The organism is Novosphingobium sp. HR1a, assembly GCF_015594425.1.
Lineage (GTDB): Bacteria > Pseudomonadota > Alphaproteobacteria > Sphingomonadales > Sphingomonadaceae > Novosphingobium > Novosphingobium resinovorum_A.
In genome coordinates, this window is sequence record NZ_JABXWS010000003.1 from 30754 (window position 1) to 55894 (window position 25141).

The window sequence follows — 25141 nt, forward strand, 5'->3', positions numbered from 1 at the left end:
ACCGACAGAATTCGTCAGCCATGCCGCTCATCGTGGTGGCCATGCTGGTCACGGCCGCCATCCTGTTCGTCATCGCCAAGCCGGGATTCTACGGCGCCGTCTGCAGTACGGCAGGCGTGCTCTGGTTCCTGCGATGCCTGCGCGCGCCTCTGCGCGAGGAGATGGCGGTGAAGGCGGTGCTCATCACCTTCTTCATGCCCGCCGTCGCCTGGCTGCTGCCGAACGTGTGGATGCTCTACTTCGTCATGCTGATGTGGGTTCCGCTGTTCGCCCGTCGGTCGGAAGAGATCGCGGGGGTCTATCTGTACAGCCTGATGCTGCTCCCCAGTCTCGACCAGGCGGTCGAGCTGGCCGGCATCAAGCTGTTCGACATCAGCGTGCACGACATGCTGGCCCTGGGCGCGGTCATCGCGATCGTCATCGCGCCCGGCAAGGCGCGGATCGGGCGCGGCGATGACATGCGCGTCGCGGCGGTTCTGCTCGTCATGGTCTTTGCATCGGCCCGCGAGACGAGCCTTACGCACTTCCTGCGCACGACGATCAACATCGGTTTCGATTACGGCATGCCGTACTTCATCCTCAGCCGGGGTTTCAGGGATCTCGCCTCGATGCGCACGGGGATGCGCTGGTTCGCCTGCTCCGGCATCGCGATTTCAGGCGTGCTCGTATTCGAGATGGTGCAGAACTGGCCGATGTACAACGAATTGTACTGGCATTACGACGTGCCCAAGCTGCTCGCGGTCAAAGTGCGCGGTGCCTTCATGCGACCGGGCGGACCGTTCAACGAGCCGACCTCGATCGCGCTGGTCATGACCTTGTGCATGCTTGCCTTGTGGCTCATTCGCGACGATTTCCGGACCCGGATGCGCCATGGTCTGCTCTGCGCGGCCCTGTTCCTCGGCCTTTCTGCGCCGCAGTCGCGCAATGCCTGGGTGGCGCTGGGCATCGCGGTCCTGCTCGCCGACATGTTCCTCGGTCGCTGGAGCGCGCTCGTTCGCAAGGCCGCGCCGACGGCGGCGGCGCTGACGCTGATCTTCGCTGCGGCCAGCATCTACCCGTCCTTCTCCGACTCCCTCGGCCTGTCGGGCCAGGCGAGCGAGACCGGCGAATATCGCCGCGCCCTCTTCGATCGCGGCGTGCAGGAGTTCTGGGACAGCCCGATCGTCGGCTTTTCCCGTGATCAGCTCGAAGTGCGCCTGAACGACATGCGCCAGGGAGAGGGCATCATCGACTACGTGAACTCGTACCTGTGGTTCGCGCTCGTTTCGGGGGTCATCGGGCTGGCAGCCTTCGTGTGGAATTTCACGGCCCCGCTCTCGTACTTGTGGCGCATGCGCCGCGCCGAGATCGCGACGGGGACGGCGGTGCCGGCGGCTTTCGTGTTCGGCAGCCTCGCCGCGCTGGCGGCAACGCTGTTCTTCACGTTCTTCGCCACCCGCATGGCCTACCTGACGATCGGCTTCATGGGCTTCGCCGCCGCCATCCGGGCCATCAGCCGGACTTATGCCGCGCATCAGGCGGAGGAAGAGTACCAGCAGACGCTGCGGCAGCGGCCCGCGCCGGGTGTGCGGCAGGCGACCGCGCAGCCGGGATTGGCATCGGCGTAAACCTGACCTTGCCTCGATCGAAACCAGCGCCAGTCATTCCCGCGAAAGCGGGAACCCATCTGAAAGCCGTGCAACAGGCAATGTCAGGAGATGGGTTCTCGCCTTCGCGGGAATGACGACGATACAAATGAACAAGGATGCGCCATTTCGGACCCGATAACGGCGGCGGGTCGTCAGGCCCCGGAGATCGCCGGCTTGCCCGCTCGCGGCCTTACCGGATGGCTTCCCGCCATGGCATTGGCCGGGCCGAGATGGCGGCGGATGACTTCGCTGCGGTGTTCGAAGACGTGCTCGTCGGTAAACGGCGCGCCGTCGCGCGATGCCTTGACGATCAGGTCCGAGAGCCGGGGGCGGTCCGCGTCCAGCCGGGCCAGTTCCCCGGCCAGCGCGGCCCTGTCGCCCATCGGCACGAGCACGCCCGCGCCGTGGACGGAGATGAGGTCCGCCGGATAAGTGCTGCCGTAGCCGACGATCGGACAGCCGGACGCCAGCGCCTCGATCAGGCAGCGCGGCGATTCCGGCGTCAGGTGGCAGAACAGGAAAGCATGGGCGCCGCGCAGTTCTTCGAGGATCGCGGTGCGATCGGTCACGAAGCCGGGCATCTCGACGCGCGCTTCCAGCCCGGCGGCGGCGATGCGGGCGAGCATCGCGGGCCGTTCCGATCCGTCGCCCAGCCAGCGGGCGCGGAAGTCCACGCCCATGGCGGCAAGGCGCTCCAGCACCTCGATCCAGTCGAGCGGGCCTTTCATCGGATCGGCTCGCCCGGTGTAGACCAGCCGCAGCGGCCCTTCGCCTGCCTGCGCGACCTTGGCGGCGAGGCGATCCGCGGCGATGTGGTCGCCGGGCGCGATGTGGATGTCGTGGACCACCTCCGCCGGGCCTGTGGCGAAGGGCGCGTAAGTCTCGTAAGTCTCCCGCCCATGGAACAGGCCGAGCGAGGCGCGGCGGATCACCGCGCGCTCCAGCCACGCCATCGGCCGGTGAGTCAGCCGGGCGCGCAGGCGCTCCTTCCAGGGGCCGCTCGCCGACGACTTGCGGACGACTTCGGATTCCACGCGGTCGGTCCACACGGCGAAGGGGCGGCCCATGTCGTGGGCTGCGAAACCGGCAACCGCGCCCCAGTCCCCGAACAGGCCGCCGATCGCGAAGCTGAGCCACTGCGCCTCGGCGATCAGCCTGCGGATATGGCGACGCGTCGCCGGCAGATGACGCAGGAACTGGTCCGGCCGGTAGGCCATCGGCAGCATCTCGAAGCGGACCCGGTCCAGCTTGCCGCCGGTGTCGGAAACCGGCACCCAGCCCGCAGGAACCGGCTCCGGGCTCAGCGGCATCATGACGATGACGCGCGCGAAGTTTGCGGCCCACAGCCGCAGACCGTTCACCGCCTGCGCCTCGACGAAGAGATTGCCCGCCGCATCGCGGTGCAGCGGCACCGGCGCATAGATCAGCAGCGTGTCGTTGTCGGGAATGTCGCTCATGTCAGGAACGGGCCCAGCACGAGATTGGCCCCCACTCCGAGAAGCGCGCCGACGAGCCCGGCGCCGAGGAACAGTCCCTCCTGCCACAAGTCCAGCAGGTTCACCTGCCACATGCGCCACCACTTGAGCCCCAGCGCCGCGCCTTCGATGGTGCCAACCGTCACGACCAGCCCGATCTGTCCCCACAGGAGATAGCCCGCGGTTCCCATCACGATCAGCCACGCGAGCTTGGCGAGGTTGGCTTCGAAATAGGCGCTGACCCGGCCGGTCGCGATCAGGCTTTCGTTCGCCGCGTTGGAGGGCATCGCCAGCAGCGAGGAGATGCACAGGATCTGCATGTAGAATGCCGTCTCGGCGTAGATGGAGTGGTAGAACAGACCGATGATGAGCGGCGCACTGCCGATGATCCCGCCGGTCGCGGCGGCGTAGAGGATGGAAGGCAGTCTTCGCCGGGCATAGAACTGCGCCTTCAGGTCGCTCGCGCCTTCGCGCCACAGCGCGGCATAGGCGGGCAGCAGCACGCGGCTGGTGTAGTTGCCCGCGAAGGCCAGCGGCGCGGAGGCGAGGTTGCCAGCAAGGACGTAGAACCCGAACTGGTCCAGCGGCATGAACTTGGCCAGCACCAGCTTGTCGCACTGGGTGACCATCAGGTAGATGATGCTCGATCCCGTGACGTAGCGGGAGAACGCCCAAAGCGCCTTCAGCGTCTCGCGCTCCAGCCCGAAGGCGCGCCGGGCGTCGGGGAACACCACAAAGCTCAGCAGCGACTTCAGCCCGGTGCCGATGAACATGCCGCCCAGGATCGCCCAGTAGGTCGGCCAGGCCCATGCCAGCAGCGCGCTCGCCGCGATCTGCATCATCAGCGCGAAGAGTTCGACGCCCGACAGCCGCAGGATGCGGCCGCTGCGCAGCGCCGTGATCATGCTGGTCGATGCGAGGCCGTCCACCAGGAACAGCAGCGAGGCGGCGGCGATCAGCGGGGCCAGTTCGGGCCTGCCTAGGACGTGCGCCATCGGCACCGCCAGCAGCGCCATGATCGCCGTGAGCAGCAGCGAACGGAGCACCGCCACCGTCCACACCGTGTCGAGGAAGCGCTTGCGGTCGCCGTCCTTCTGCCGGACGATGAAGCCCTGGAAGCCGAAGTCGCTGAGCAAGGCGATGGTCAATTGCAGCGAGGCGATGACGCCCGATATGCCGAACACCTCCGGTGCCAGCAGCCGGGTGAGGATCATGCTGCTCACCGCCCGCAGCAGGTTCGTGACCACCACCGAGGCGACGACGACGTTGGTGTCCCGCAGAGCCGCGCCCCGCAGTCGGCTCATCAGGCCGGGGCGGAGCGGCGCCCATCCGGCGCTCGGGGCCTGCGCGGTCATTGTGTCGCGCTTCCGGGCGTCACGCGTCCGGTCATCGTGCGCGCAAACGGCAGCCGACGATGTGAGCAGAGCCCGATGTGCACGCAGCAACTCTCCTTGAAAATCCGCAATGAAGCTTCGGGTTCAAGTCTATTGGCCGGGGCGGTCCGGTGTCGATCATGAGAACTTCCAAGGGAGTTTCAGGGCTGCCCGGCCCCTCGGCGGCTCCTTATCCTCGGCCCCGGTGAAGCTGGCGCCGTGGGGCGCGAGAGGGGGAAGCGGATGGATGTGCTTGCGCTCGCCGATCGCATGGCGCTGGGTTTTGCATGGTGGATGGCGGTCGCGGCGGGGTTACCGACGGCGATGCTGGCGCTCGAATGCCTCGTCGGTGCACGGCGTGGACCTTCGGTGGAGAGCGGGGAGGCGCCGTCCTTCATCGTCGTCATGCCCGCCCACGACGAAGCCGCCGGGATCGAAGCTAGCGCCCGCGCGGCTCTGGCGCAGCTGCGCGGCGGTGATGAACTGCTGGTGGTCGCCGACAACTGCTCCGACGATACGGCGGCAAGAGCACGCGCGCTGGGCGCGACGGTGATCGAACGCCGCGACCCCGACCTTCGCGGCAAGGGTCATGCGCTGGACTACGCCCGCGCCTTCATCGCCGGGCATCGTCCGGACTGCGGCGCGGTAATCGTGCTCGATGCCGATTGCCGGGCGATGCCGGGCTCCCTGACGGCGCTGGCGGAGACGGCGGCGCGGCGCGATGCCGCCGTCCAAGGGATCTTCCTGCTTGCCGCCCCGCGCGATGCGGGCGCGGTCGTACGGGTTTCCAGTTTCGCCTTCCTCGTCAAGAACCTCGTGCGGCTGCAGGGGCTGGCCCGCCTGTCCGGCATGGCGCTGCTGCAGGGTTCGGGCATGGCCTTTCCGCGCGCGATGTACCTGGAAATGCGCTGGCCCGGCGGCTCTCTGGTCGAGGACCTGGAGATGGGTCTCGACCTGCTGCTCGCGGGCAGGCGCGTGGTCGTCGAGCCCGGCGCCCGCATCCTGAGCGCCACCAGTTCGGTCGAGGGCACGGGCAGCCAGCGCCGCCGCTGGGAGCACGGCATGATGCAGACCGCCTGGCGCTACGTGCCCAGACTGCTGGCGCGCGCGGTACGGCGCCCGGCGCTGGCGGTGGTGGCGCTGGACCTCATGGTGCCGCCGACCGTGCTGCTGGCGCTCTGCTCGGCGGCCGCTCTGGGGATCGTGCTCGCGCTGGCGGGACCGACGGCGCCGTTCCTGACCTTGCTGGCGGCTCAGGTCGCGGCGGCGCTCGGCGTGTCGCTCGCATGGTGGCATCACGGGCGCGACGCGCTGCCGTGGTCGTCCTTGCGCGAACTGCCGGGCTATTTCGTCTGGAAGCTGCCGCTGATCGCCCAGTTCGTGACCCGGCGCGAGCGGGAGTGGACCCGCACGGAGCGTTCACCGTGACGCCAGTAGGCTTCGTCATCATCGGCCGCAACGAAGGCGCGCGCCTGACCTTGTGCATCGACAGCGTCACGCGGACCGGACAGCGCGTGGTCTACGTAGATTCCGGCTCGACCGACGGCAGCGTGGAGCGGGTCAGGGCACGGGGGCTGCCGGTGGTGGAACTCGACCCGGCCCTCCCCTTCACGGCGGCGCGGGCGCGCAATGCCGGGTGGCACTGGCATTTGGAAAGCGATCCACAGGTGGAACTCGTCCACTTCATCGACGGCGATTGCGAACTGATCCCCGGCTGGCTCGAAAAAGCGCGAACCGTGATGCTGGCCGACCAGCAACTCGCCGCCGTCTGCGGCCGCAGGCGCGAGAAGGCTCCGGACGCCAGCCGCTACAACCGGCTGTGCGAGGCCGAGTGGAACACGCCCGTCGGCCTCGCCGAAAGCGTCGGCGGCGATGCCCTGCTGCGGGTCGCGGCGCTGCGCCAGGTCAACGGCTACGACGAGACCCTGATCGCCGGGGAGGAGCCGGACATGTGCCATCGCATGCGGCGGCGCGGCTGGCTCATTCGCCGGATCGAGGGCGACATGACCATCCACGACGCGGCGATGATGCGCTTTGGCCAGTGGTGGCAGCGCAACCGACGCAGCGGCTATGCGACGGCGGAGGCACTGGCGATGCGCGGCGCGCAGGACCCTGAAGCGGGGCGCGACTTGCGCCGCAAGGTCCTGAGCAACGTGGTCTGGTCGCTGCCGCCGCTATGGCTGCTCTGGCCCGTGCTGTGGCTGCGCATCCGGGCGCGCAAGGACCCGCTTCAGGCGACCTGGCTGATCCTGGGCAAGTTGCCGCATCTGCAGGGCCAGATCGATTACTGGCGCCGCCGCAAGTCCCGGCACATCACGGCGCGGCCCGCCCGTCTGATCGAGTATAAGTAATTCGCTCCCTAAAACACCCAAGTAACCATCCATGGTGAAAACAGGGGCGGGGTTTGGGACATAGTTTTCCAAATTCAGCCCCAATACAGTCGGTATCGACTTGGGGGAAATCATTCAGGCGTGGGGCATCACATGGCGTCTTTCGACGACTTCACCGGCAACGGGCAATCGCCTGTTGGTTCGGACATGAGCAGCATTCTCATCGGCAATGAAACCCTGCTCGCGGAATGCGGCAGGCTGCTCCTCGATCGCGGGCACCGGATCGCCGCCGTCGCCGCGGCGCCGATGTCTCCCGCCGCCGACTGGGCGCGCCGTCACGGCATTGCGCTGTTCGAGAAACCGCGCGCCCTGTTGGCGGCCGAAATCGGCAGCGTCGACTACGTCTTCAGCATCTCCAACCTCGCCGTCCTTCCGGCCGAAGTTCTGGCGCTGGCTTCGCGCGCGGCGATCAACTTCCATGACGGGCCGCTGCCCGAACTGGCAGGCCTCAACACCCCGGTCTGGGCGCTGCTGGACGGAGCGCCGCGCCACGGCGTGACCTGGCACCTGATGACCGGCGCGGTGGACGAAGGCGCCATCCTCGCCGCCGAACGCTTCGACATCGCCAAAGAGGAAACCGCGCTGTCGCTCAACACCCGCTGCTTCGAGGCGGGCCTGCGCTGCTTCGAAGGGCTCGTCGCCGATCTGGGCGGCGCGGTCGCAGCGGCCGTCCGGCAGGACCGCGCGCCCGATCGCATGGTCGGCCGCGCCGACCGCCCGCAGGCGGCCGCCACCATCGATTGGAGCCGCTCGGCCGAGGAGATCGCCCGCTTCGTCCGCGCGCTCGACTTCGGCGCTTACGCCAACCCGATGGGCGCTCCAAAGGCGCTCTTGGACGAGCATCTGTTGCTGGTACAGCAGGTCACGCCGCTCGCCAGTGCATCGGGCCGCGCACCGGGCACTATCCTCGTCTCCGGCCCGACACCTGTGGTCGCGACCGGCGATCGGGATATGCGGATCGATCGCCTCGCCACGCTTTCGGGCGAAGTGTTGAGTGGTGCGCAGGTCGGTGAACTGCTGATCGGGGCGGGCGGATTCACCGTCATCGACGATACGCGCCGTGATCAGCTGGACGGCCTCGATGCCGCCGCCGGACGCTACGAGGCATGGTGGCGCCGCCGCCTGCAGCAGCGCGAGAGCCTGCAACTGCCGCAGTTCACGCCGCGCGTCGGTGACGGGCCTGCGCAGCCCTTCGTGCTGGACCGCGCCTTGCCGCAGGGGCTGGGTGCCGGCGAGGCTTTGGCCGCTCTGGTCGCATGGCTGGCGCGCGCTGCAGACCGCGCGAGTGTCGAGATCGGGTACTGCGACTGTGTCAGCCGCGCGCGACTGGACGATGTGGCGGGCTGGTTCGCGCCAGAAATGCCGCTCAAGGTTGCGGTCGATTTCAGCGCTCCCATCGCCGCCTTGCGCGATACGCTGGAGCGCGAAGTGGCAGGAATGCACCGCCGCGTGGCCATTTCCGCCGACCTCATCGCCCGCAGCCCGGAACTGCGCGGGCGGACCGGCTTCGACCACCCTGTCAGCATACAGGTCGTGAAGCGCCTCGACGAAGCGCGCGCCAGCGACGCCGTACTCGACATCGCCGTCTGCGCCTCCGAAGGCACGCTGCGTTGGACTTGCGACGGCACCCGTCTCGCCCGCGCCGATGCCGAGGACCTTGTGCGCGGCTTCGAGGCGATGTGCGCAGGTGCCTCCGATGCGCCGGTCGGCAGCCTGTCGCTGCTCGAGCCCGAGGAACATGCGCGGATCGTCGGCGCCTGGAATGCGACCGAAGGCCCGTTCCTCACCGGCCCCGCCTGGTATCACCATTTCGCCGAACAGGCGGCGCGCACGCCGGAAAAGCCGGCGGTGACCGCCCTCGGCACCTCGCTGACTTACGCTCAGCTCAATGCGCTTTCCAACCGCATCGCCCGTGACCTTGCCGCGCGCGGCGTAGGGCCGGAGGTTCTCGTCGGGCTGCACCTGTCGCGCTCTGTCGAGATGCTCGCCTGCCTTATCGGCGTGCACAAGGCGGGGGGTGCCTACGTGCCGCTCGACCCGTCCTATCCGCGAGATCGCATCGCGCACATGGTGGCGGATTCGGGCCTCGGCCTGATCCTCAGCGAGACCGCGCTGGCGGGCGATCTGCCGCAGACGGACGCGCCGATCCTGCACGTCGATACCATGCGCGAGGTCTTCGCCGCATGCCCGTCCGATCCGTTCGACGGCGGCGCAGAAGGCGCGAATCTCGCCTACATGATCTACACCTCGGGCTCGACCGGCTTGCCCAAGGGCGTCATGGTCGAGCACCGTAACCTGCTGAATTTCTACGCGGGAATGGACCGCAAGATCGCGCCGGACGGGACGTGGCTTGCCGTCACCAGCCTCAGTTTCGACATCTCGACGCTGGAACTGATGTGGCCTTTGATGCACGGCTATCACATCGTCATCGCCAGCGAGCGCGAAGTGCGTGGCGATGTGCCGGAAGTGGTCGCCGTTGATGCGCGCCCGGTCGGTTTCAGCCTGTTCTACTTCGCCAGTTCCAGCGCGGGCAGCGCGGCCGAGCAGTACAACCTCCTGCTGGAAGGCGCCCGCTTCGCCGATGCCGAGGGCTTCGAGGCGATCTGGACGCCGGAGCGACATTTCCATGACTTTGGAGGACCTTACCCGAATCCCGCCGTCGCCGCAGCGGCGATCGCGGCGATCACGTCGCGGGTGCAGATCCGTGCCGGCAGCGTGGTCGGGACCTTGCACCATCCCCTTCGCATCGCCGAGGAGTGGGCGCTGGTCGACAACTTGTCCGGCGGGCGCGTGGGGATTGCTTTCGCCTCCGGCTGGCAGCCGGACGATTTCGTCCTGAATCCAGTGGCTTATGCCGATCGCGCGGGCGTTCTCAAGCGCTGTGTCGAGGATGTCCGGGGCCTGTGGCGGGGCGAGGCGCGGGCTTATCCGGGGCCGCTGGGGCATGACGTCTCGGTGCGCACGTACCCGCGTCCGGTCCAGTCGGAGCTGCCGGTCTGGATAACTTCTGCTGGAAATTCAGAGACTTTCCGCGAGGCAGGGCGGGTCGGCGCGAATGTGCTGACGCACCTGCTGGGGCAGTCGATCGAGGAGGTGGCGACCAAGATCGCCGCCTATCGTAGCGCCTGGCACGAGGCCGGGCATTCGGGAGAAGGGCGCATCACCTTGATGTTGCACACTTTTCTTGGAGAAAGCGAAGATGCGGTGCGCGCGGCCGTCAAGCCTGCGCTCATCGACTACCTGCGCACCTCGACCAATCTGCTCAAGCAGTACGCCTGGTCGTTTCCGGCTTTCAAGACGCCGCAAGGTGCTGAAAGACTGGAACTTTCCGATATCTCCGAGGAAGAGACCGACGCCCTGCTCGACCATGCCTTCGAGCGCTATTTCGAGACCAGCGGCTTGTTCGGCACGCCTGAGGACAACGTCGGACTGGTCCACCGCCTGTCGGCGATCGGCGTCGACGAGATCGGCTGTCTTGTCGATTTTGGTGTGGATTCCCAGACGGTTATCGAACATCTGCCGCAAATCGCGCGTTTGCGCACACTGGCACTCAACGGCACTCAACAGGACCATAACGCCGCAGAACGCCCGCTTCACGACCTGATGGCGCGCCACGGGGTGACGCACCTGCAGTGTACGCCGTCCCTGCTTCAGGTGCTCGCGAGCGACCCGGCTGCCCGCCCGCGCCTGCAGGCACTCCAGCACCTCATGGTCGGCGGCGAGGCGTTCCCGCCGCAGCTGGCGACCGACATGACCGGCCTCGTTTCCGGCACCGTCATGAACATGTACGGGCCGACCGAGACGACCGTGTGGTCTGCCGTCCACGCGCTGGATGAAGGGGGCGCGCCGCCGCTCGGCAGGCCGCTGCTCAACCAGCAGATCTACATCCTCGACCGGCGGCTGCAGCCGGTGCGGCAGGGCACGCCGGGCGAGCTGGTCATCGGCGGCGCGGGGGTCGTGCGCGGCTACCACGACCGGCCCGAGCTGACCGCCGAACGCTTCGTCGCCGACCCGTTCAATCCGGGCGCGCGCGTCTACCGCACCGGCGACCTCGCCCGCCAGCGCGAGGACGGGACGCTCGAATTCCTCGGCCGCCTCGACCATCAGGTGAAGATCCGCGGCTACCGCATCGAACTGGGCGAGATCGAGGCCGCGCTCACCGCGCACCCCGAGGTTACCGAGGCCGTCGTGGTCGCCCGCAAGGAAGGCGCTGCCACCCGCCTCGTCGCCTACCTCGCCCCGCGCACCGGCGCCCCGGCGGTCGAGGACTTGCGCGCGCATCTGCGGGAGCGGCTGCCCGACTTCATGGTGCCCGGCAACTTCGTCCTGCTCGAAGCCCTGCCGCGCACGCCCAACGGCAAGATCGACCGCAATGCCCTGCCCGAGCCGGTCAGCGTGGTCGTCGACAACATGGATGACAGCGCCGCCCCGGCGACCGGCGTGGAGGCCCAGATCCAGGCGATCTGGTGCGACGTGCTCAAGCTGCCGCAAGTGCGCCTGACGGAGAACTTCTTCGACATCGGCGGCCACTCGCTGCTCGCCATCCAGGTCCACCGCCGCTTGTCCGCCGAACTCACGCAGCCGGTCGCGCTGACCGACATCTTCCGCTTCCCGACCATCGCCGCGCTCGGCGCGCACTTGTCGGGCGGGCAGGACGATGCCGCCGCGCTCGCCGGTCAGAACCGCGCCGAAATGCGCAATCAGGCACGCAATCGTCGCGCTACCGCCCGCATCGGCGTGAGGGTCTAAACCATGCACCAGCCCATCGAAGAACCGTTCGACCCCTCGCTCGACACCTCCAGCGCGGTGGCCATCGTCGGCATGGCGTGCCGCTTCGCCGGGGCGCACGGCCCCGAGGAATTCTGGTCGCTGCTGAGCGAAGGCCGCGACGGGATCGAGACTTATTCCGAGGAGGAACTGCTCGCCGCCGGGGTCTCGCCCGCGCTGCTGCGCAACCCCGACTACGTGCGCCGCGGCGCGCCGCTCGCCGACATGGAGTGCTTCGACGCCGCGCTGTTCGGCCTGTCCAAGCGCGATGCTGCAGTCATGGACCCGCAGCATCGCCACTTCCTCGAATGCTCGTGGGAGGCGCTGGAGGACGCAGGCCATACGCCGCAGGGCTTTGCCGAGGGAACAGGCGGCGTGATCGGCGTCTTCGCGGGATCGGGCCACAACGCCTACATGCCCTACAACCTGCTCACCAACGGCAAGCTGGTGAACGAGGTCGGCCTGTTCCTGCTGCGCCACACCAGCAACGACAAGGACTTCCTGACGACGCGGGTGTCGTACCTGTTCGACCTCAAGGGGCCGAGCATCAACGTCCAGACCGCGTGCTCGACCTCGCTCGTCTCGATCCACATGGCGGCGCAGAGCCTGCTGTCGGGCGAGTGCGACATGGCGCTCGCGGGCGGAACCTCGATCGAACTGCCGCACCGCCGGGGCTACCTCTACGAGCAGGGCGAAATCCTTTCCCCCGACGGCCTGTGCCGTCCCTTCGACGCGGACTCCAAGGGCACCGTGTTCGGCAGCGGCGTCGCCGTGGTGGCGCTGCGCCGACTGGAGGATGCCATGGCCGCCGGCGACCACATCCATGCGGTGATCCGGGGCTCGGCGATCAACAACGACGGCGCGGGCAAGGTCGGCTACCTCGCCCCCAGCGTGGACGGGCAGGCGGCGGTGATCGCCGAGGCCCTCGCGGTGTCCGGCATCGCGCCTTCGGCCATCGACTACGTCGAGGCGCACGGCACCGGCACGCCGATCGGCGACCCGATCGAAGTGGCGGCGCTGCGGCAGGTCTTCGCCCAGTCTGGTGCAAGGCCAGAGCCCTGCGCGCTGGGTTCGGTGAAGGCCAACATCGGCCACACCGACACCGCCGCAGGCGCGGCGGGCGTCATCAAGGTGGCGCTGGCGATGCGCCACGCCGAGCTTCCCCCTGTTCCGCATTTCGGGGCCGCAAATCCCGAATGCGCGCTGGATACTGGCCTTTTCCGCGTACAGGCCACCAGCGCGCCCTGGCTCCGGCGCGACGATCGCCCCCGTCGCGCCGGGGTCAGCTCACTCGGCGTGGGGGGGACCAATGCCCACATCGTCATGGAGGAAGCGCCGCCGCGCGCGCCAAGCGGGCCGAGCCGCCGTCGCCAGCTGCTGATGACCTCGGGCGCCACGCAAGGTGCGGCGGATGCCAATGCTGCGGCGCTGTCCGCGTATTTTGGGGCGCAGCATTTCGCGGGGGCCACGGAATCGCTCGCCGACGCCGCCTTCACCCTCAACACCGGCCGCCGCGCGCTGGCATGGCGTCGGTTCGCGGTGGGTCAGGACGGGGCTGAAGCCGCCGCTGCGCTCGAAACCGCAAGTCGCCAGTCGTCCGCGAAGCAGGTTTGCGTGCCCGGCCGCCCGGTCGCCTTCCAGTTCTGCGGCGGCGGGCTGCAGCATGTCGATATGGCGCGTGATCTCTACCAGACCGAGGCCGCGTTCCGTGCCGACGTGGACAAGGGCCTCGCCGTGCTTGCGCGCATCGGCGTGCCGGACCTCAAGCGCTGGCTGTTCCCGGTCGAGGCCGACCGCGATGCCGCGGCCGCCGAGCTGGAACGTCCCTCCAACGCGCTGCCCGCGCTGTTCATCGTCCAGACCGCGCTCGCCCGCTTCTGGATGGCGCTGGGGATCGCGCCGGCCGCGATGATCGGCCACAGCTGCGGCGAATATGCTGCGGCGCATGTCGCGGGCGTGGTGGACCTCGAAGCGGGCCTGCGCATCGTCCACGCGCGCGGGCGCCTGTTCGAGACGACCGCGAAAGGCGGCATGATCAGCGTGCCGCTTTCCGAGGCCGAACTCGCCCCGTTGCTGCCGCCCGGGGTTTCGATCGCGACGATCAACGCCCCGTCCCTGTGCGTCGTATCGGGCGCGGCGGACGCGGTGGCGGCCTTCCTCGACGACTTGCGTGCGCGTGAGATCGAGGCGCAGCCGATCCCCATCGAGGTCGCCGCGCATTCGGCGATGCTCGACCCGATCCTGCCTGAATTCCGCGCCCTGCTGAAGACGATCACGCTGCGCGCGCCGCAGATCCCCTTCGCCTCGAACCTGACCGGGCGCTGGGTGAGCGCGGCGGAGGCGACCGATCCCGAATACTGGGTGCGGCATCTGCGTGAGCCGGTGCGCTATACCGACGGCCTCGAATGCCTGCTGGGCGAGGCGGATCAGGTGCTTCTGGAAGTTGGCCCCGGCCGCGCCATGACCAGCCTTGCCCGCCAGCACCCGGCGCGCAAGGCCAGCCAGCCGGTGGTCGCCTCGATGCGCCATGCGGGCGAGGAGGTTGCCGACGACCAGCGGTTGCTCGAAGCGCTTGGCGAACTCTGGGCGCTGGGCGTCGAGATCGACTGGACCGCATGGTGGGGCGAGGAGCGCCGTCTGCGCGTGCCGCTGCCGACTTATCGTTTCGAACGCGAGCGGCACTGGATCGAGCCGGGCGCGAGCCTGCACACGGCGGCCTCCGGGGGCGATGCGGATACCCGCCTCGCGCTGGGCGACTGGGGCTACGAGCCGGTGTGGAGCCGCGAGGATCTGGTGGTGGGAGAAGCCGTGGGCGGGGCTGCAGGCGGTCCGGCTCTGGTGCTTTGCGATGACGACGGGTTCGGCGCCAGCCTTGCCGTGCGGCTGCGCAAGGCGGGGGTGGAGACCGTCACCGTCCACGCGGCGACGCGCTTTGCCGCGAGCGCCGCCGACGCCTTCGCGCTGCGGCCCGACGTGCGCGAGGACTGGGCGCGGCTGTTCGTCCGGCTGGGCCGAGACGGGCGGATGCCGCGTCAGGTCTATCATTGCTGGCTGGCGGGCGGGGTAGCCGCGCCGAGGCGCCGGGATGCGGCGATCCTCGACCGGGGGCTGCATGCGCTGATCGCGATGGTGCCAGAACTCGCCGCTCAGGTGGACGAGGGGCCGGTGGTCGTCGCGCTTGTCACCGACAAGGCGCAGCGCGTGGCGGGCGATGCGGACCTCATGCCGCTCAAGGCCACGGCGATCGGCGCCGCGCGCACCGTCTCGGCCGAGTATCCGGGACTCGAGGTGCGCGCGATCGACATCGATCTTGCCGCCGTGAACGCCGCCGACCTTGCCGACGCGGTGATCGCCGAGGTTTCCGGCCCCCGCGCTTCCGGCGACGTCGCCCTGCGCGCGGGCGAGCGCTGGACGCTCGCCTACCGCAACGCGCGCGAGCCGCTGGCCGAGGGACAGCCGACATGGCTGCGCGAGGGCGGAGTCTACCTCGTTACCGGCGGGCTGGGCGGGCTGGGCCTGTCCATCGCCGACCACCTTGCGCGCGGATACAAGGCGCGCCTCGCTCTCGTCGGGCGCAGCGCCTTGCCGCCGCGCGGGGAGTGGGCGCAGCGCCTCGCAAGCGGCGACCTGCCGCTGGGCGTCGAGGACAAGGTGCGCAAGCTGCTCGCGCTCGAAGCGGCGGGGGCGGACGTGGAGCTGATCGTCGCCGACGTCGCCGATGCGAAGGCGTTGGCGAAGGGCGTGCGCAGGGCCGTCGCCCGCTTCGGCGCGATCGACGGCGTGTTCCATGCTGCGGGCGGGCTCGACGACGGGCTGATCGAGACCCGCAGCCGCAAGGCGGTGGACGCCGTGCTGCGACCCAAGATCGCGGGCACCCTTGCACTGGAGACCGCGCTGCAAGGTCAGGCGCCGGGCTTCCTGCTGCTGTTCTCCTCGGTCAGCGCTTTCGCGGGGCTGCCGGGGCAGGTGGACTACGCCGCCGCCAATGCCTTCCTCGACGCCTACGCGCAATCCCGGCGCAGCGATCCGCGCACGCGGGTGCAGTCGGTCGGCTGGAGCCAGTGGGCCGAAGTTGGCATGGCCGCCGCGCTCGGCGGGCGCGAGGGCGGAGCGCCTGAAGGAGGGATGGGCGCGCTGCCCGACGACCTCGGGACAGGGAAGACGATCGAGCATCCCTTCCTCGAACGGCTCTGCACCATTTCCGACGATGAGTTTGTGGTCACCGGCATCCTAACCCCCGTGCGGCATTGGGTGCTCGACGAGCACCGAGTCGTTGATGCCGGTGCGCTGCTGCCCGGGACATCTTTCCTGGAGATGTCTCGGGCAGCAGTTGCGCTGGTCCACCAGGGCGCGCTGGAACTGTCCGACTTCACGTTCCTCAAGCCCTTCGCGGTGCCTGACGGGGAGGCGCGCGGCTTGCGGGTCCATGTCCGTCGGCGCGGCGCGAGCGGGTGGAAGGTCACCATCCTCGGCCGCCCCGAAGACGGGGGCGAATGGACCGAGCACGCACACGGCGTGGTCCGGCCGCACACGCTGACGCCGCTGCGCTCCACGCTCGACCTCGGCGCCATCGCCGAGCGCTGCAGCCCCGCGATCTGCGGCGGCGCCGACCAGCCGATGATGAACTTCGGCCCGCGCTGGGACACGCTCGTGCAGGCGCTTGCGTCCCCTCACGGCGAGGCGCTGCTCCAGCTGGAACTCCCCGCGCCCTACGCCGCCGAGGCCTTGGCGATGGGCCTGCACCCGGCGCTGCTCGACTTCGCGACGGCGGGCGCGCAGACGCTGATTCCCGGGCGCGACCGGAGCCGTGATTTCTACGCGCCGTTCACCTATCGCCGCTTTCTCCTCCACGCCCCGCTGCCCGCGCTCGCGTGGAGCCACATCCGGCTGGTCTCCTCCGATGGCCAGACGGCGGTGTTCAACGTGACGATCACCGACGCCGACGGCCTCGTCGTCGCCGAAGTGCGCGAATTCACGATGATGCACATGGGCGACGCGGCGCTGCTCGCCCGCGCCTCCGCGACGCCGCCGCGCGCCGCGAAGGCCGCCACCGGCGAGATCGCGGCAAGCTCCGAGGGCATACTGCCCGAAGAGGGCACCGAAGTGATCGCGCGCCTGCTCTCGGGCCGGTGCCGCCCGCATACGGTGATCTCGCCCTACGACCTCGCGCCGGTGCTCGCGCGCCTGCGCAGCCCGCCGCGCGCCAGCCGCTGCGAGGCTGCGAGCGGCGATCCGGCGGATCTGCCCGCGACCCCGGCCGAACAGGTCATCGCCGACTTGTGGTGCGACCTGCTGGGCATGGAGGCGGTCGGGCGGCACGACAACTTCTTCGATCTTGGCGGCCATTCGCTGCTGGCGGTGCAGTTCACCAACCGGCTGCGCAAGAAGACCGGCCGCACCCTGCCGCTCGCGGCGATGCTCGGCCAGCCGACCGTCGCGGGGCTTGCCGCCGTGATCGACCCGGACAGCCGGGCGCCTGACATGCCCGCCGCCGCCGAGGCGGATGCACCGGGTCTTGGCTTGGCTCAGGGCATCGTCACCATCCGCAAGGGCGGCCCGGCCACGCCGCTGTTCCTGATCCACGACGGGCTCGGCGAGACGCTGCTCTATCGCGGCCTGGCGCTGCGGCTGGACGGCGCGCGGCCGGTGCTGGGGATCGAGCCGCTGCGCAAGGCGGACGGCAACTACGCCCACACTCGCATCGACGAGATGGCGACGTACTACATCGGCAAGGTGCGCAGCGTTCAGCCGCAAGGCCCCTATCTCCTCGCCGGGCTCTGCGCCGGGGGCGTGATTGCCTTCGAGATGGCGCAGCAACTTCAGGCGATGGGCGAGCAGGTGGCCTTCGTCGGCGTGATCGACGCCGCCGACGTCGAGGCGCGCAAGCACCGCTTCGGCGAGAGCCGAGCCCGCCTTGGCCGCGTGCTCGGCGTGTTGAAGTCCGGCAATCCGCTGCAGATGCTGCCCGACCTCTGCCGCCGCGCCTGGAACCTCGCGCGCTGGGAGATCGAGTCGCGGATGCGGAGGGCCGAGGATCGACGAACCGTCGATGCCCTGCGCGCTGCCGATGCCGGTGACGCGGCGATGGAAGCGGATGCTCCGGCGATCCCGTTCCTCAGGCTCTATGAAGCCGCACACAAGGAACATCGGCCGATCGGCATCCTGCAATCGACCAGCGTGGCGCTGTTCAAGGCGTCCAACGACACCGACCTTGCCGACGATACCCCTTACCGCGCGATCTACCGGGACTTTGCGCTGGGCTGGGGCAAGCGGGTGCGCGAGGACATCGTGATCCTCGACATTCCCGGCGGCCACATGTCGAACCTGCAGGAGCCGCACGTCGCCACGCTCGCCCCGCTGTTCCAGAACGCGCTCGACGATGCCGTGTCCGAGCACGGGCCGTGGAGCCGCGCCGCGGTGATGCAGGAAGAGCGGTTCGACTTCTTCGAGGAGGCGGCGGAATGAGCGGGCGCGCAGTTCGCCGGGGGCTCGACTTCCCGATCGCCGTCGTCATCGTCAACTACCGCACGGCGGCGCTGGTGACGGAATGTCTCGCCAGCCTCGATGTCGAGCGGCGCTCCGGCGCGGGACTGCGGGTGATCGTGGTGGACAACGATTCGCGTGATGGCTCGGCCGAATCGCTCGAAGCCGTGATCGTGCGGGAAGGCTGGGACTGGGCTACGCTGGTGCGTTCGCCGACCAACGGCGGGTTCGGGGCGGGATGCAACCTCGGCATCGAGCACGCCCTTCGCGACGGCGAGGCCCGCGCGGTCTGGCTGCTCAATCCCGATACGCGCGTGATGCCCGGCGCGGCCAATGCACTGGCCGCCTTCATGGCGGCAACGCCGCGCGCGGGCGTCGTGGGTACGGCGCTGCTGCTCGCCGATGGCGCGCCGTGGCCTTACGCCTTCCGCTTCCCTACCGTACTCGGCGAACTGGAGCGGGCCTTGCGCTGGGGGCCGGCCTCGCGCCTGCTGGCGAGGCACAGGACGGCCCGGCGGATGGACGGGCGCGCCGAGCAGATCGACTGGGTCTCCGGCGCCAGCATGGCCGTGCGCCGCGAGGCGCTGCAGCAGGGGCTTCGCTTCGACGAGGACTATTTCCTCTACTACGAGGAGACCGACTTCTGCCGCGAGGCGAAAACGCGCGGGTGGCAGTGCTGGTATGCGCCGCGTCCGACGGTGCTGCACGTCGCCGGGCAAAGCACCGGCGTCACCGGCGAGGACGCTCATGCGCGGCGGGTCCCGGGTTACTGGTTCGCATCGCGGCGGCGCTATTTCCGCAAGAACCATGGCTGGGCTTATGCGCTGGCGGCCGATCTCGCCTGGATCGCGGGGCATTGCTTCTACCTCGTGAAGCAGCAGCTGCGCCGCAAGCCGCGTGAGGATCCGCCGCGGCTGCTCAGCGACTTTCTCTGGTTCGGGATGCTCGCGCCCCAACGGCGTTGAGGCCATGGGAGAGGATCTCGTCGCGACACTCGCCCGGCACGGCATCATCGGTGAGCGGATCGCGGCGCCGTTTCCGCTTTGGCTGGTGCGGGCGGATCCGGACAACGCGGGCGACGTTTCCGCGCTCCTGAGTGACGAGGAACGCGCGCGCGCAGATCGGTTCAGGATTTGTGCCCTCGCGCGGCGCTACCTGGCGGCGCATGGCGCGCTGCGCCTGCTGATCGAGGCAGAGTTCGGCATTGCGGCATCGCGGCAGCGCTATGGCGTGAACGATTTCGGCAAGCCGCATCTTCGTGATGTGCCGCATGTGCAGTGCAACATGAGCTACAGCGGAGAGGTCGCGCTCGTCGCTTTCGCGCGGCACGTGGAGATCGGGATCGACATGGAGCGGGTGCGCTCTGTCGACGACGCGGCCGGACTGGCTGCGATGTATTATACCGATCGCGAATTAATGCAGTTGAATGAAAGGCCGGATGCGTTTTCCGACCATGCATTCCTGACGGTCTGGGTCAGGAAGGAAGCCTGTTCTAAGGCACTCGGAAAGGGTCTTTCAATTGCCCCGTCATCGTTCGAGTGCGGTGTGGGCTGCGGCCCGAGGAACGTGCTTGTCGATGGAGAAGTCGTGGAAAGCGATGTTGTCGACCCGAAGGGCGGTTTGCTGATGTCTTGGGCCATGCGAGGCCAGTGTTAGTTCCCAAATACTAACCGACATTCTTGCTTTTCTCTGTACTCAGTTAGCCTGCGACTGAAGCAGTCCTTCGCGGATGACGTAGGCGATCATGTGGGCGCGGTTGCGAGTGCGCGTCTTGAGCCGCACGTTCTCGACGTGGCGTTCGACCGTGCAGGGCGCGATGTTCAGTTCGATCGCGGTTTCCTTCGCCGAACGACCCATGGCCACAAACTGAAGTACGTCCAGTTCGCGTGAAGTCAGCTGGACGTTCTCGGTTCCTTCAATTCGATACATATAAACCCCCGTAGACTCTAATGGGGTCAGTTAACCCCATGAACCCAATGTCGCATCGCTCTAACGGAGAGTCACGCAATATTTTGGGGGAATATACCTAGCTCGTCATCCTCTTGAGGCACTTATCAGTACTATAATGGGACTCTGAAAATTCAGTATAAGCGGCCCATCCGGAACACATGAATATAACAAAAGCAGATAGATGACTCCGGATCACCTATTGTAACAAAGTGTCTCTGCTCTTGCGCGCAATCATCCTGTCGGTCTGGATCGACCCGGAGAAGCGCCTAGTGCTTGAATCGGAAGAGGTCGAGCCATGATCGAACAGACTCGGCTGCGGGGGATGGCTCGTCTGAGGAATATCGACGTTTCCCTCCACGGCCTCCTGACCGACGAGGCTGGAAGGCCTGTTAATTAACTCGCGTGCCATTACTGCGGCTTGGGTACGGTTTTCCACCCCGAGCTTGCGAAGGATGGCCTTAACCGCCGCTTTTACCGCGGCTTCGTTGATGCCCATCTCGCGCGATATCGCCTTGTTGGGCTGGCCGAGTGCAAGATGCTCCAGGACGCGCAGTTCCCGGTCGCGGAACCCGAACGCCTCGATCGCCGGGGCGGGGGCGGCGTGCCGTGTGGCTGCCGGCAGGCTGACGAGGAAGTCGATCACCTCCGGCGGCGCCACCTTCTGCCCGTTCGAGACCATTTGCAGGATCGCGACCAGCGAAAGATAAGGCACGTTGTCGGGAAAATAGGCATAGGCTCCGGCCGCATAGAGCGCGACCATCTCGTCGAAATCGAAAGCGCCGGTAAGCACGATGATCCGCATTTCGGGATGGTCTTGCTGCATGGTTTCGACGATGGCGGTGCAATTATCCTGCAGCAATTCGCGCTCGACGACGAGGATGTGCTGAACCTCTTCTTCGGAAAGACCCAGGTTCAGTTCTTCGAGAGCGGAAACCGATTCCGACACCTCGAAGTCCGCATCCGTGAATATGCGCCTTAGACCTTCGCGGATGATCGAATTCGTGATCGCAATGGAAATGGATGCCGGCATGTCGGTTCGTATGCCCCTCTTCGCATTTTCGCCCCCATGCGTGTCAGGCACCATGGATGATGATTAATAGTTTGACAATGCCGTAAAAATCAGTGCTCGGATGGGTAAGGATTGTTGCTGCGACGTTGCAGCATTGCGGTAAGTCGATGGGGAACGATTACTGCGGGCCGATGTTCCGGGCGCAAGATACGCGACTGAGCGGCACTTCTATTGGAAGACACGTAATCGTGCCTCTTACGGATTGCGTAAAAGTCATAAAGGCGAAGTCGGAATAGAATACTCGGGGCGGTCATCGCCGAATGGCGGCTGCCCGGCAAATCTGGCTTCTTGTCCCTAGCGGGGCCTGCCGATCGTTGCGGCTACGCGGATACGCGCATCCGGGCTTTCTCGCCCGGCCGGGGGAGCGGGAGCCTCGACCATGATCGTCAAGACCTATGAGATTTCCGGTCCCTGCGCCTTCGTGCCCAGCCGGATCGCCGACACGCGCGGCTGGTTCGCCGAAACCTTCCGGCACGACCTGTTCGCCCGGCACTGCGGCGATGCGGCCTTCGTGCAGGACAACGAGTCCTGCAGCCTTGCCGTCGGCACCGTGCGGGGCCTGCACTACCAGCGCCCGCCGCATGCACAGGGCAAGCTGGTGCGCTGCACCGCGGGCGCGATCATGGACGTGGCGGTGGACATCCGCGCCGGCTCTCCCACGTACGGCCACTGGATCGCCGAGACGCTGACGCCCGACAACGGCACCCAGCTCTGGATACCGCCCGGCTTCGCGCACGGGTTCTGCACGCTGCTGCCCGACACCGTCGTCGCCTACAAGGTGACCGACTACTACTGCGCCGAATGCGACCTCGGCATGCGCTGGAACGACCCGGCGCTGGCGATCGACTGGCCGCAGCTTGCCAACCCGGCCAGCCTCTCTCCCAAGGACCGCGCGCAGCCGTTGCTGTGCGAGCGGCCCGCGCACTTCTTCTTCGAGGAACTTGCCGCATGCGCGTGATGGTGACCGGCGGGGCGGGTTTCATCGGCTCGGCGCTGGTGCGCCATCTGGTGCAGACGCGCGGGGACACCGTCCTCAACCTCGACAAGCTGACCTATGCGGGCAACCTCGCCTCGCTGAACTGCGTGGCCGGGCGCGAGAACTACCGCTTCCTGCGCGCCGACATCTGCGACCGCGCGGCGATGGCCGAAGCCTTCGCGCAGTTCCGCCCCGACCGGGTGATGCACCTTGCCGCCGAGAGCCACGTCGATCGCTCGATCACCGGCGCGGGGGACTTCATTGCCACCAACGTCGTGGGCACCTTCACCCTGCTGGAAACGGCACGCGACTACTGGCAGCGCCTGCCCGCGACCGAGCGCGACCGCTTTCGTTTCCTCCATGTCTCGACCGACGAGGTCTACGGCTCGCTCGGTGACGAGGGATTGTTCGAGGAGACCACGCCCTACGATCCCAGTTCGCCTTATTCGGCCTCGAAGGCGGCATCGGATCACCTCGTCAAAGCCTGGTATCGCACGTACGGCTTGCCGGTGGTCGTCTCGAACTGCTCGAACAACTATGGCCCTTATCACTTCCCCGAGAAGCTGATCCCGCTGACCATCCTCAACGCGCTGGAGGGGTGCCGCCTGCCGGTCTACGGCCGGGGCGAGAATGTGCGCGACTGGCTCTATGTCGACGATCACGCGCGCGCGCTGGAGTGCATCGCCTCGCGCGGGCGGCTGGGCGAGACCTACAATGTCGGGGGCCGCAACGAGCGCCGCAACATCGACGTGGTGCGCCGCATCTGCATGATCCTCGATGCGATGGCGCCGGGTCCGGTGCCGCGCGAACGCCTGATCGAATTCGTCGAGGACCGTCCCGGCCACGACGCCCGCTACGCCATCGACGCGAGCAAGCTGGAGAGCGAACTCGGCTGGCAGGCGCAGGAAACCTTCGAGACCGGGATCAGCCGCACCGTCCGGTGGTACATCGATAACGAATGGTGGTGGCGCCCGCTGCGCGCCCGGTACGAAGGCGAGCGCCTCGGGCTGATGCAGGAGGTCGCCGCGTGAGACTGGCGGTCACCGGCACCGGAGGGCAGGTCGTGCGCGCGCTCATGGAGCGGGGCGCGGCGTTCGGGGTCGAGGTCCTGCCGGTCGGACGTCCGGTGCTGGATCTGCTCAGGCCCGAGAGCGTACGCGATGCGCTGGCCGCCGTGCGCCCCGACGCCATCGTCTCCGCCGCCGCCTACACCGCCGTCGATGCGGCCGAGACCGATCGCCGCAAGGCGCAGGCGGTCAACGAGCACGGGGCGGAGGCGATCGCGCTTGCCGCGCGCGATCTCGGCGTGCCGCTGGTGCATTTGTCCACCGACTACGTCTTCGCCGCCGATGCGGGGGGGCCGCACACAGAGGACGCGCCGACCGATCCAGCCGGGGTCTACGGCGCCACCAAGCTCGCAGGCGAGCGCGCGGTGCTGGCCGCACATGGCGCCGACAGCGCGGTCTTGCGCACGGCTTGGGTCTACAGCCCGTTCGGCGGCAACTTCGTCAAGACCATGCTGAGACTGGCACGAGAGCGGGAGGAGGTCAGCGTCGTCGCCGACCAGTTCGGCAACCCGACCAGCGCACTCGACATCGCCGAGGGTGTGATCGCGGTCGCGCGCAACCTGCTGGCGGACCCCGATCCGTGCCTGCGCGGCGTGTTCCACCTGACCGGGCAGGGCGACGCCTCATGGGCGCAGCTTGCCGAGGCGGTGTTCGACCTCTCGCACGAATTGGGCGGCCCCTGGGCACAGGTCCGCGCCATCCCGACCAGTGCCTATCCGACCGTGGCGCGTCGCCCGGCGGACTCCCGCCTCGACTGCGCGCGCATCGCGGCGGTGCACGGTGTCGCCTTGCCGCCGTGGCGGACCTCCCTGCGCGGCGTCGTGCAGCGGCTGGTCGCCCGGCATCACTCCCTTAACCAGTTCGCAGGAGCCTGCTCATGAAAGGCATCATTCTCGCCGGGGGCAGCGGAACGCGCCTCTATCCGATGACGCTGTCGACCTCGAAGCAGCTCATGCCGGTCTACGACAAGCCGATGATCTACTACCCGCTGAGCACGCTGATGCTGGCGGGCATCCGGCAGATCCTGATCATCTCCACCCCGCGTGACCTGCCCGCCTTCCGCGAACTGCTGGGCGATGGGTCGCAATGGGGACTGGAACTGGAATACGCGGTCCAGCCGCGCCCTGACGGGCTGGCGCAGGCTTACGTGATCGGTGCGGATTTCGTGGGCGGGCAGCCCTCGGCGCTGATCCTGGGCGACAACATCTTCCACGGCCACGGCCTGCCCGACCTCCTCGCCCGCGCCGGCGAGCGCCAGCGCGGGGCGAGCGTCTTCGCCTATCATGTGCAGGACCCCGAGCGTTACGGCGTGGTCGAGTTCGACAGCCGGGCGCGCGCCGTCTCGATCGAAGAGAAGCCCAGCCTGCCGCGCTCCAACTGGGCGGTGACCGGGCTCTACTTCTACGACGCGCAAGTGGTGGAGATCGCCGCCAACCTCGCCCCTTCGCCGCGCGGCGAACTGGAGATCACCGACGTCAACCGCGCCTATCTGGAACGCGGCCAGCTGTCGGTGGAGATGATGGGGCGCGGCTACGCCTGGCTCGATACCGGGACGCCCGACAGCCTGATGGACGCGGCCGAGTTCGTACGCATCCTCGAGAAGCGGCAGAGCACCAAGATCGCCAGCCCGGAGGAAGTCGCCTATCGCCGGGGCTTCATCAGCGAAGCGGGACTGGAGCGGGCGATCTCGCGGCTCGGCAAGTCGGACTATGCGCGCTATCTGCGCCACGTGCTGGAGCAGGGCGGGGTCACCCCCGACACCGCGCTGCCGGGCGCGCGGCTGGAAATGGACCCGCATCCCTCGGTGCAGTAAGCGTCGGGCGGTCATTACTCTCCCCCCGCTCAGGCTGAGCGGGGTGGCGGAGGGGCGCTTCTTCTAATTGAAACACTCCTGGTCATCCCCGCGAAGGCGGGGACCCATCTGATGCCGGTGCCACACGAAATGTCGGGAGATGGGTTCCCG

General features: G+C 68.0%; 15 protein-coding genes. 11 read left to right on the forward strand and 4 right to left on the reverse strand.

Going from position 1 to position 25141, the window contains the following annotated elements; all coding sequences use genetic code 11:
- Nucleotides 1-20 precede the first annotated feature (20 nt).
- On the forward strand, nt 21-1607 hold the full coding sequence (locus tag HWN72_RS00440) for an O-antigen ligase (RefSeq protein WP_211149486.1): 1587 nt from the start codon (nt 21-23) through the stop codon (nt 1605-1607).
- Between the two features lie 173 nt (nt 1608-1780).
- Here HWN72_RS00440 and HWN72_RS00445 read toward each other — a convergent pair whose 3' ends face one another.
- Together HWN72_RS00445 and HWN72_RS00450 are read right to left on the reverse strand one after the other, a co-directional pair.
- The gene (locus HWN72_RS00445; protein WP_211149487.1) at nt 1781-3085 is read right to left on the reverse strand and encodes a glycosyltransferase; all 1305 of its coding nucleotides are present in this window, start codon (nt 3083-3085) and stop codon (nt 1781-1783) included.
- Complete coding sequence (locus tag HWN72_RS00450) at nt 3082-4458, reverse strand: oligosaccharide flippase family protein (RefSeq protein ID WP_008830605.1); 1377 nt, start codon at nt 4456-4458, stop codon at nt 3082-3084. Before HWN72_RS00450 ends, HWN72_RS00445 begins: the two co-directional genes overlap by 4 nt.
- A 261-nt stretch (nt 4459-4719) precedes the next feature.
- Between HWN72_RS00450 and HWN72_RS00455 the strand changes: the two genes are divergently transcribed.
- The 6 genes from HWN72_RS00455 (at nt 4720) to HWN72_RS00480 (ending at nt 19772) form a co-directional block, all read left to right on the forward strand.
- Nucleotides 4720-5904 (forward strand): glycosyltransferase family 2 protein, encoded by a 1185-nt coding sequence (locus tag HWN72_RS00455; protein ID WP_211149488.1) that lies wholly within the window; start codon nt 4720-4722, stop codon nt 5902-5904.
- Nucleotides 5901-6827 carry a glycosyltransferase family 2 protein gene (locus tag HWN72_RS00460; protein ID WP_211149489.1) on the forward strand — a complete coding sequence of 309 codons (927 nt, stop codon included), beginning with the start codon at nt 5901-5903 and terminating at the stop codon, nt 6825-6827. The genes HWN72_RS00455 and HWN72_RS00460 overlap by 4 nt, the downstream gene beginning before the upstream one ends.
- Nucleotides 6828-6959: 132 nt before the next feature.
- Nucleotides 6960-11615 carry a MupA/Atu3671 family FMN-dependent luciferase-like monooxygenase gene (locus HWN72_RS00465; protein ID WP_211149490.1) on the forward strand — a complete coding sequence of 1552 codons (4656 nt, stop codon included), beginning with the start codon at nt 6960-6962 and terminating at the stop codon, nt 11613-11615.
- A 3-nt stretch (nt 11616-11618) separates the two neighbouring features.
- Nucleotides 11619-18098, forward strand: coding sequence for a type I polyketide synthase (locus HWN72_RS00470; RefSeq protein ID WP_211149491.1), 6480 nt, complete (start codon nt 11619-11621; stop codon nt 18096-18098).
- Entirely contained in the window at nt 18095-19081 is a 987-nt protein-coding gene (locus HWN72_RS00475) for a glycosyltransferase family 2 protein (protein ID WP_211149492.1), read from the forward strand. The genes HWN72_RS00470 and HWN72_RS00475 overlap by 4 nt, the downstream gene beginning before the upstream one ends.
- A 4-nt stretch (nt 19082-19085) precedes the next feature.
- Complete coding sequence (locus HWN72_RS00480) at nt 19086-19772, forward strand: 4'-phosphopantetheinyl transferase superfamily protein (protein ID WP_211149493.1); 687 nt, start codon at nt 19086-19088, stop codon at nt 19770-19772.
- Nucleotides 19773-19811: 39 nt separating this feature from the next.
- On the opposite strand, the gene HWN72_RS00485 is transcribed toward HWN72_RS00480, so the two are convergent.
- Nucleotides 19812-20045: a response regulator transcription factor gene (locus tag HWN72_RS00485; RefSeq protein ID WP_008830144.1), complete on the reverse strand. Its 234-nt coding sequence runs from the start codon at nt 20043-20045 to the stop codon at nt 19812-19814.
- Nucleotides 20046-20262: 217 nt separating this feature from the next.
- Nucleotides 20263-21096 carry a LuxR C-terminal-related transcriptional regulator gene (locus HWN72_RS00490; RefSeq protein ID WP_211149494.1) on the reverse strand — a complete coding sequence of 278 codons (834 nt, stop codon included), beginning with the start codon at nt 21094-21096 and terminating at the stop codon, nt 20263-20265.
- 418 nt (nt 21097-21514) lie between these two features.
- On the opposite strand from HWN72_RS00490, the gene rfbC reads away from it, so the two are divergent.
- From rfbC to rfbA, 4 genes are read left to right on the forward strand one after another with little or no spacing between them, the layout of a single operon-like run.
- Nucleotides 21515-22093: a dTDP-4-dehydrorhamnose 3,5-epimerase gene (rfbC, locus tag HWN72_RS00495; RefSeq protein ID WP_211149495.1), complete on the forward strand. Its 579-nt coding sequence runs from the start codon at nt 21515-21517 to the stop codon at nt 22091-22093.
- On the forward strand, nt 22084-23142 hold the full coding sequence (rfbB, locus tag HWN72_RS00500; RefSeq protein WP_211149496.1) for a dTDP-glucose 4,6-dehydratase: 1059 nt from the start codon (nt 22084-22086) through the stop codon (nt 23140-23142). Before rfbC ends, rfbB begins: the two co-directional genes overlap by 10 nt.
- Nucleotides 23139-24059 (forward strand): dTDP-4-dehydrorhamnose reductase, encoded by a 921-nt coding sequence (gene rfbD, locus HWN72_RS00505; RefSeq protein ID WP_211149497.1) that lies wholly within the window; start codon nt 23139-23141, stop codon nt 24057-24059. The genes rfbB and rfbD overlap by 4 nt, the downstream gene beginning before the upstream one ends.
- Complete coding sequence (gene rfbA / locus HWN72_RS00510) at nt 24056-24991, forward strand: glucose-1-phosphate thymidylyltransferase RfbA (protein ID WP_008830139.1); 936 nt, start codon at nt 24056-24058, stop codon at nt 24989-24991. The genes rfbD and rfbA overlap by 4 nt, the downstream gene beginning before the upstream one ends.
- Nucleotides 24992-25141: the final 150 nt, after the last annotated feature.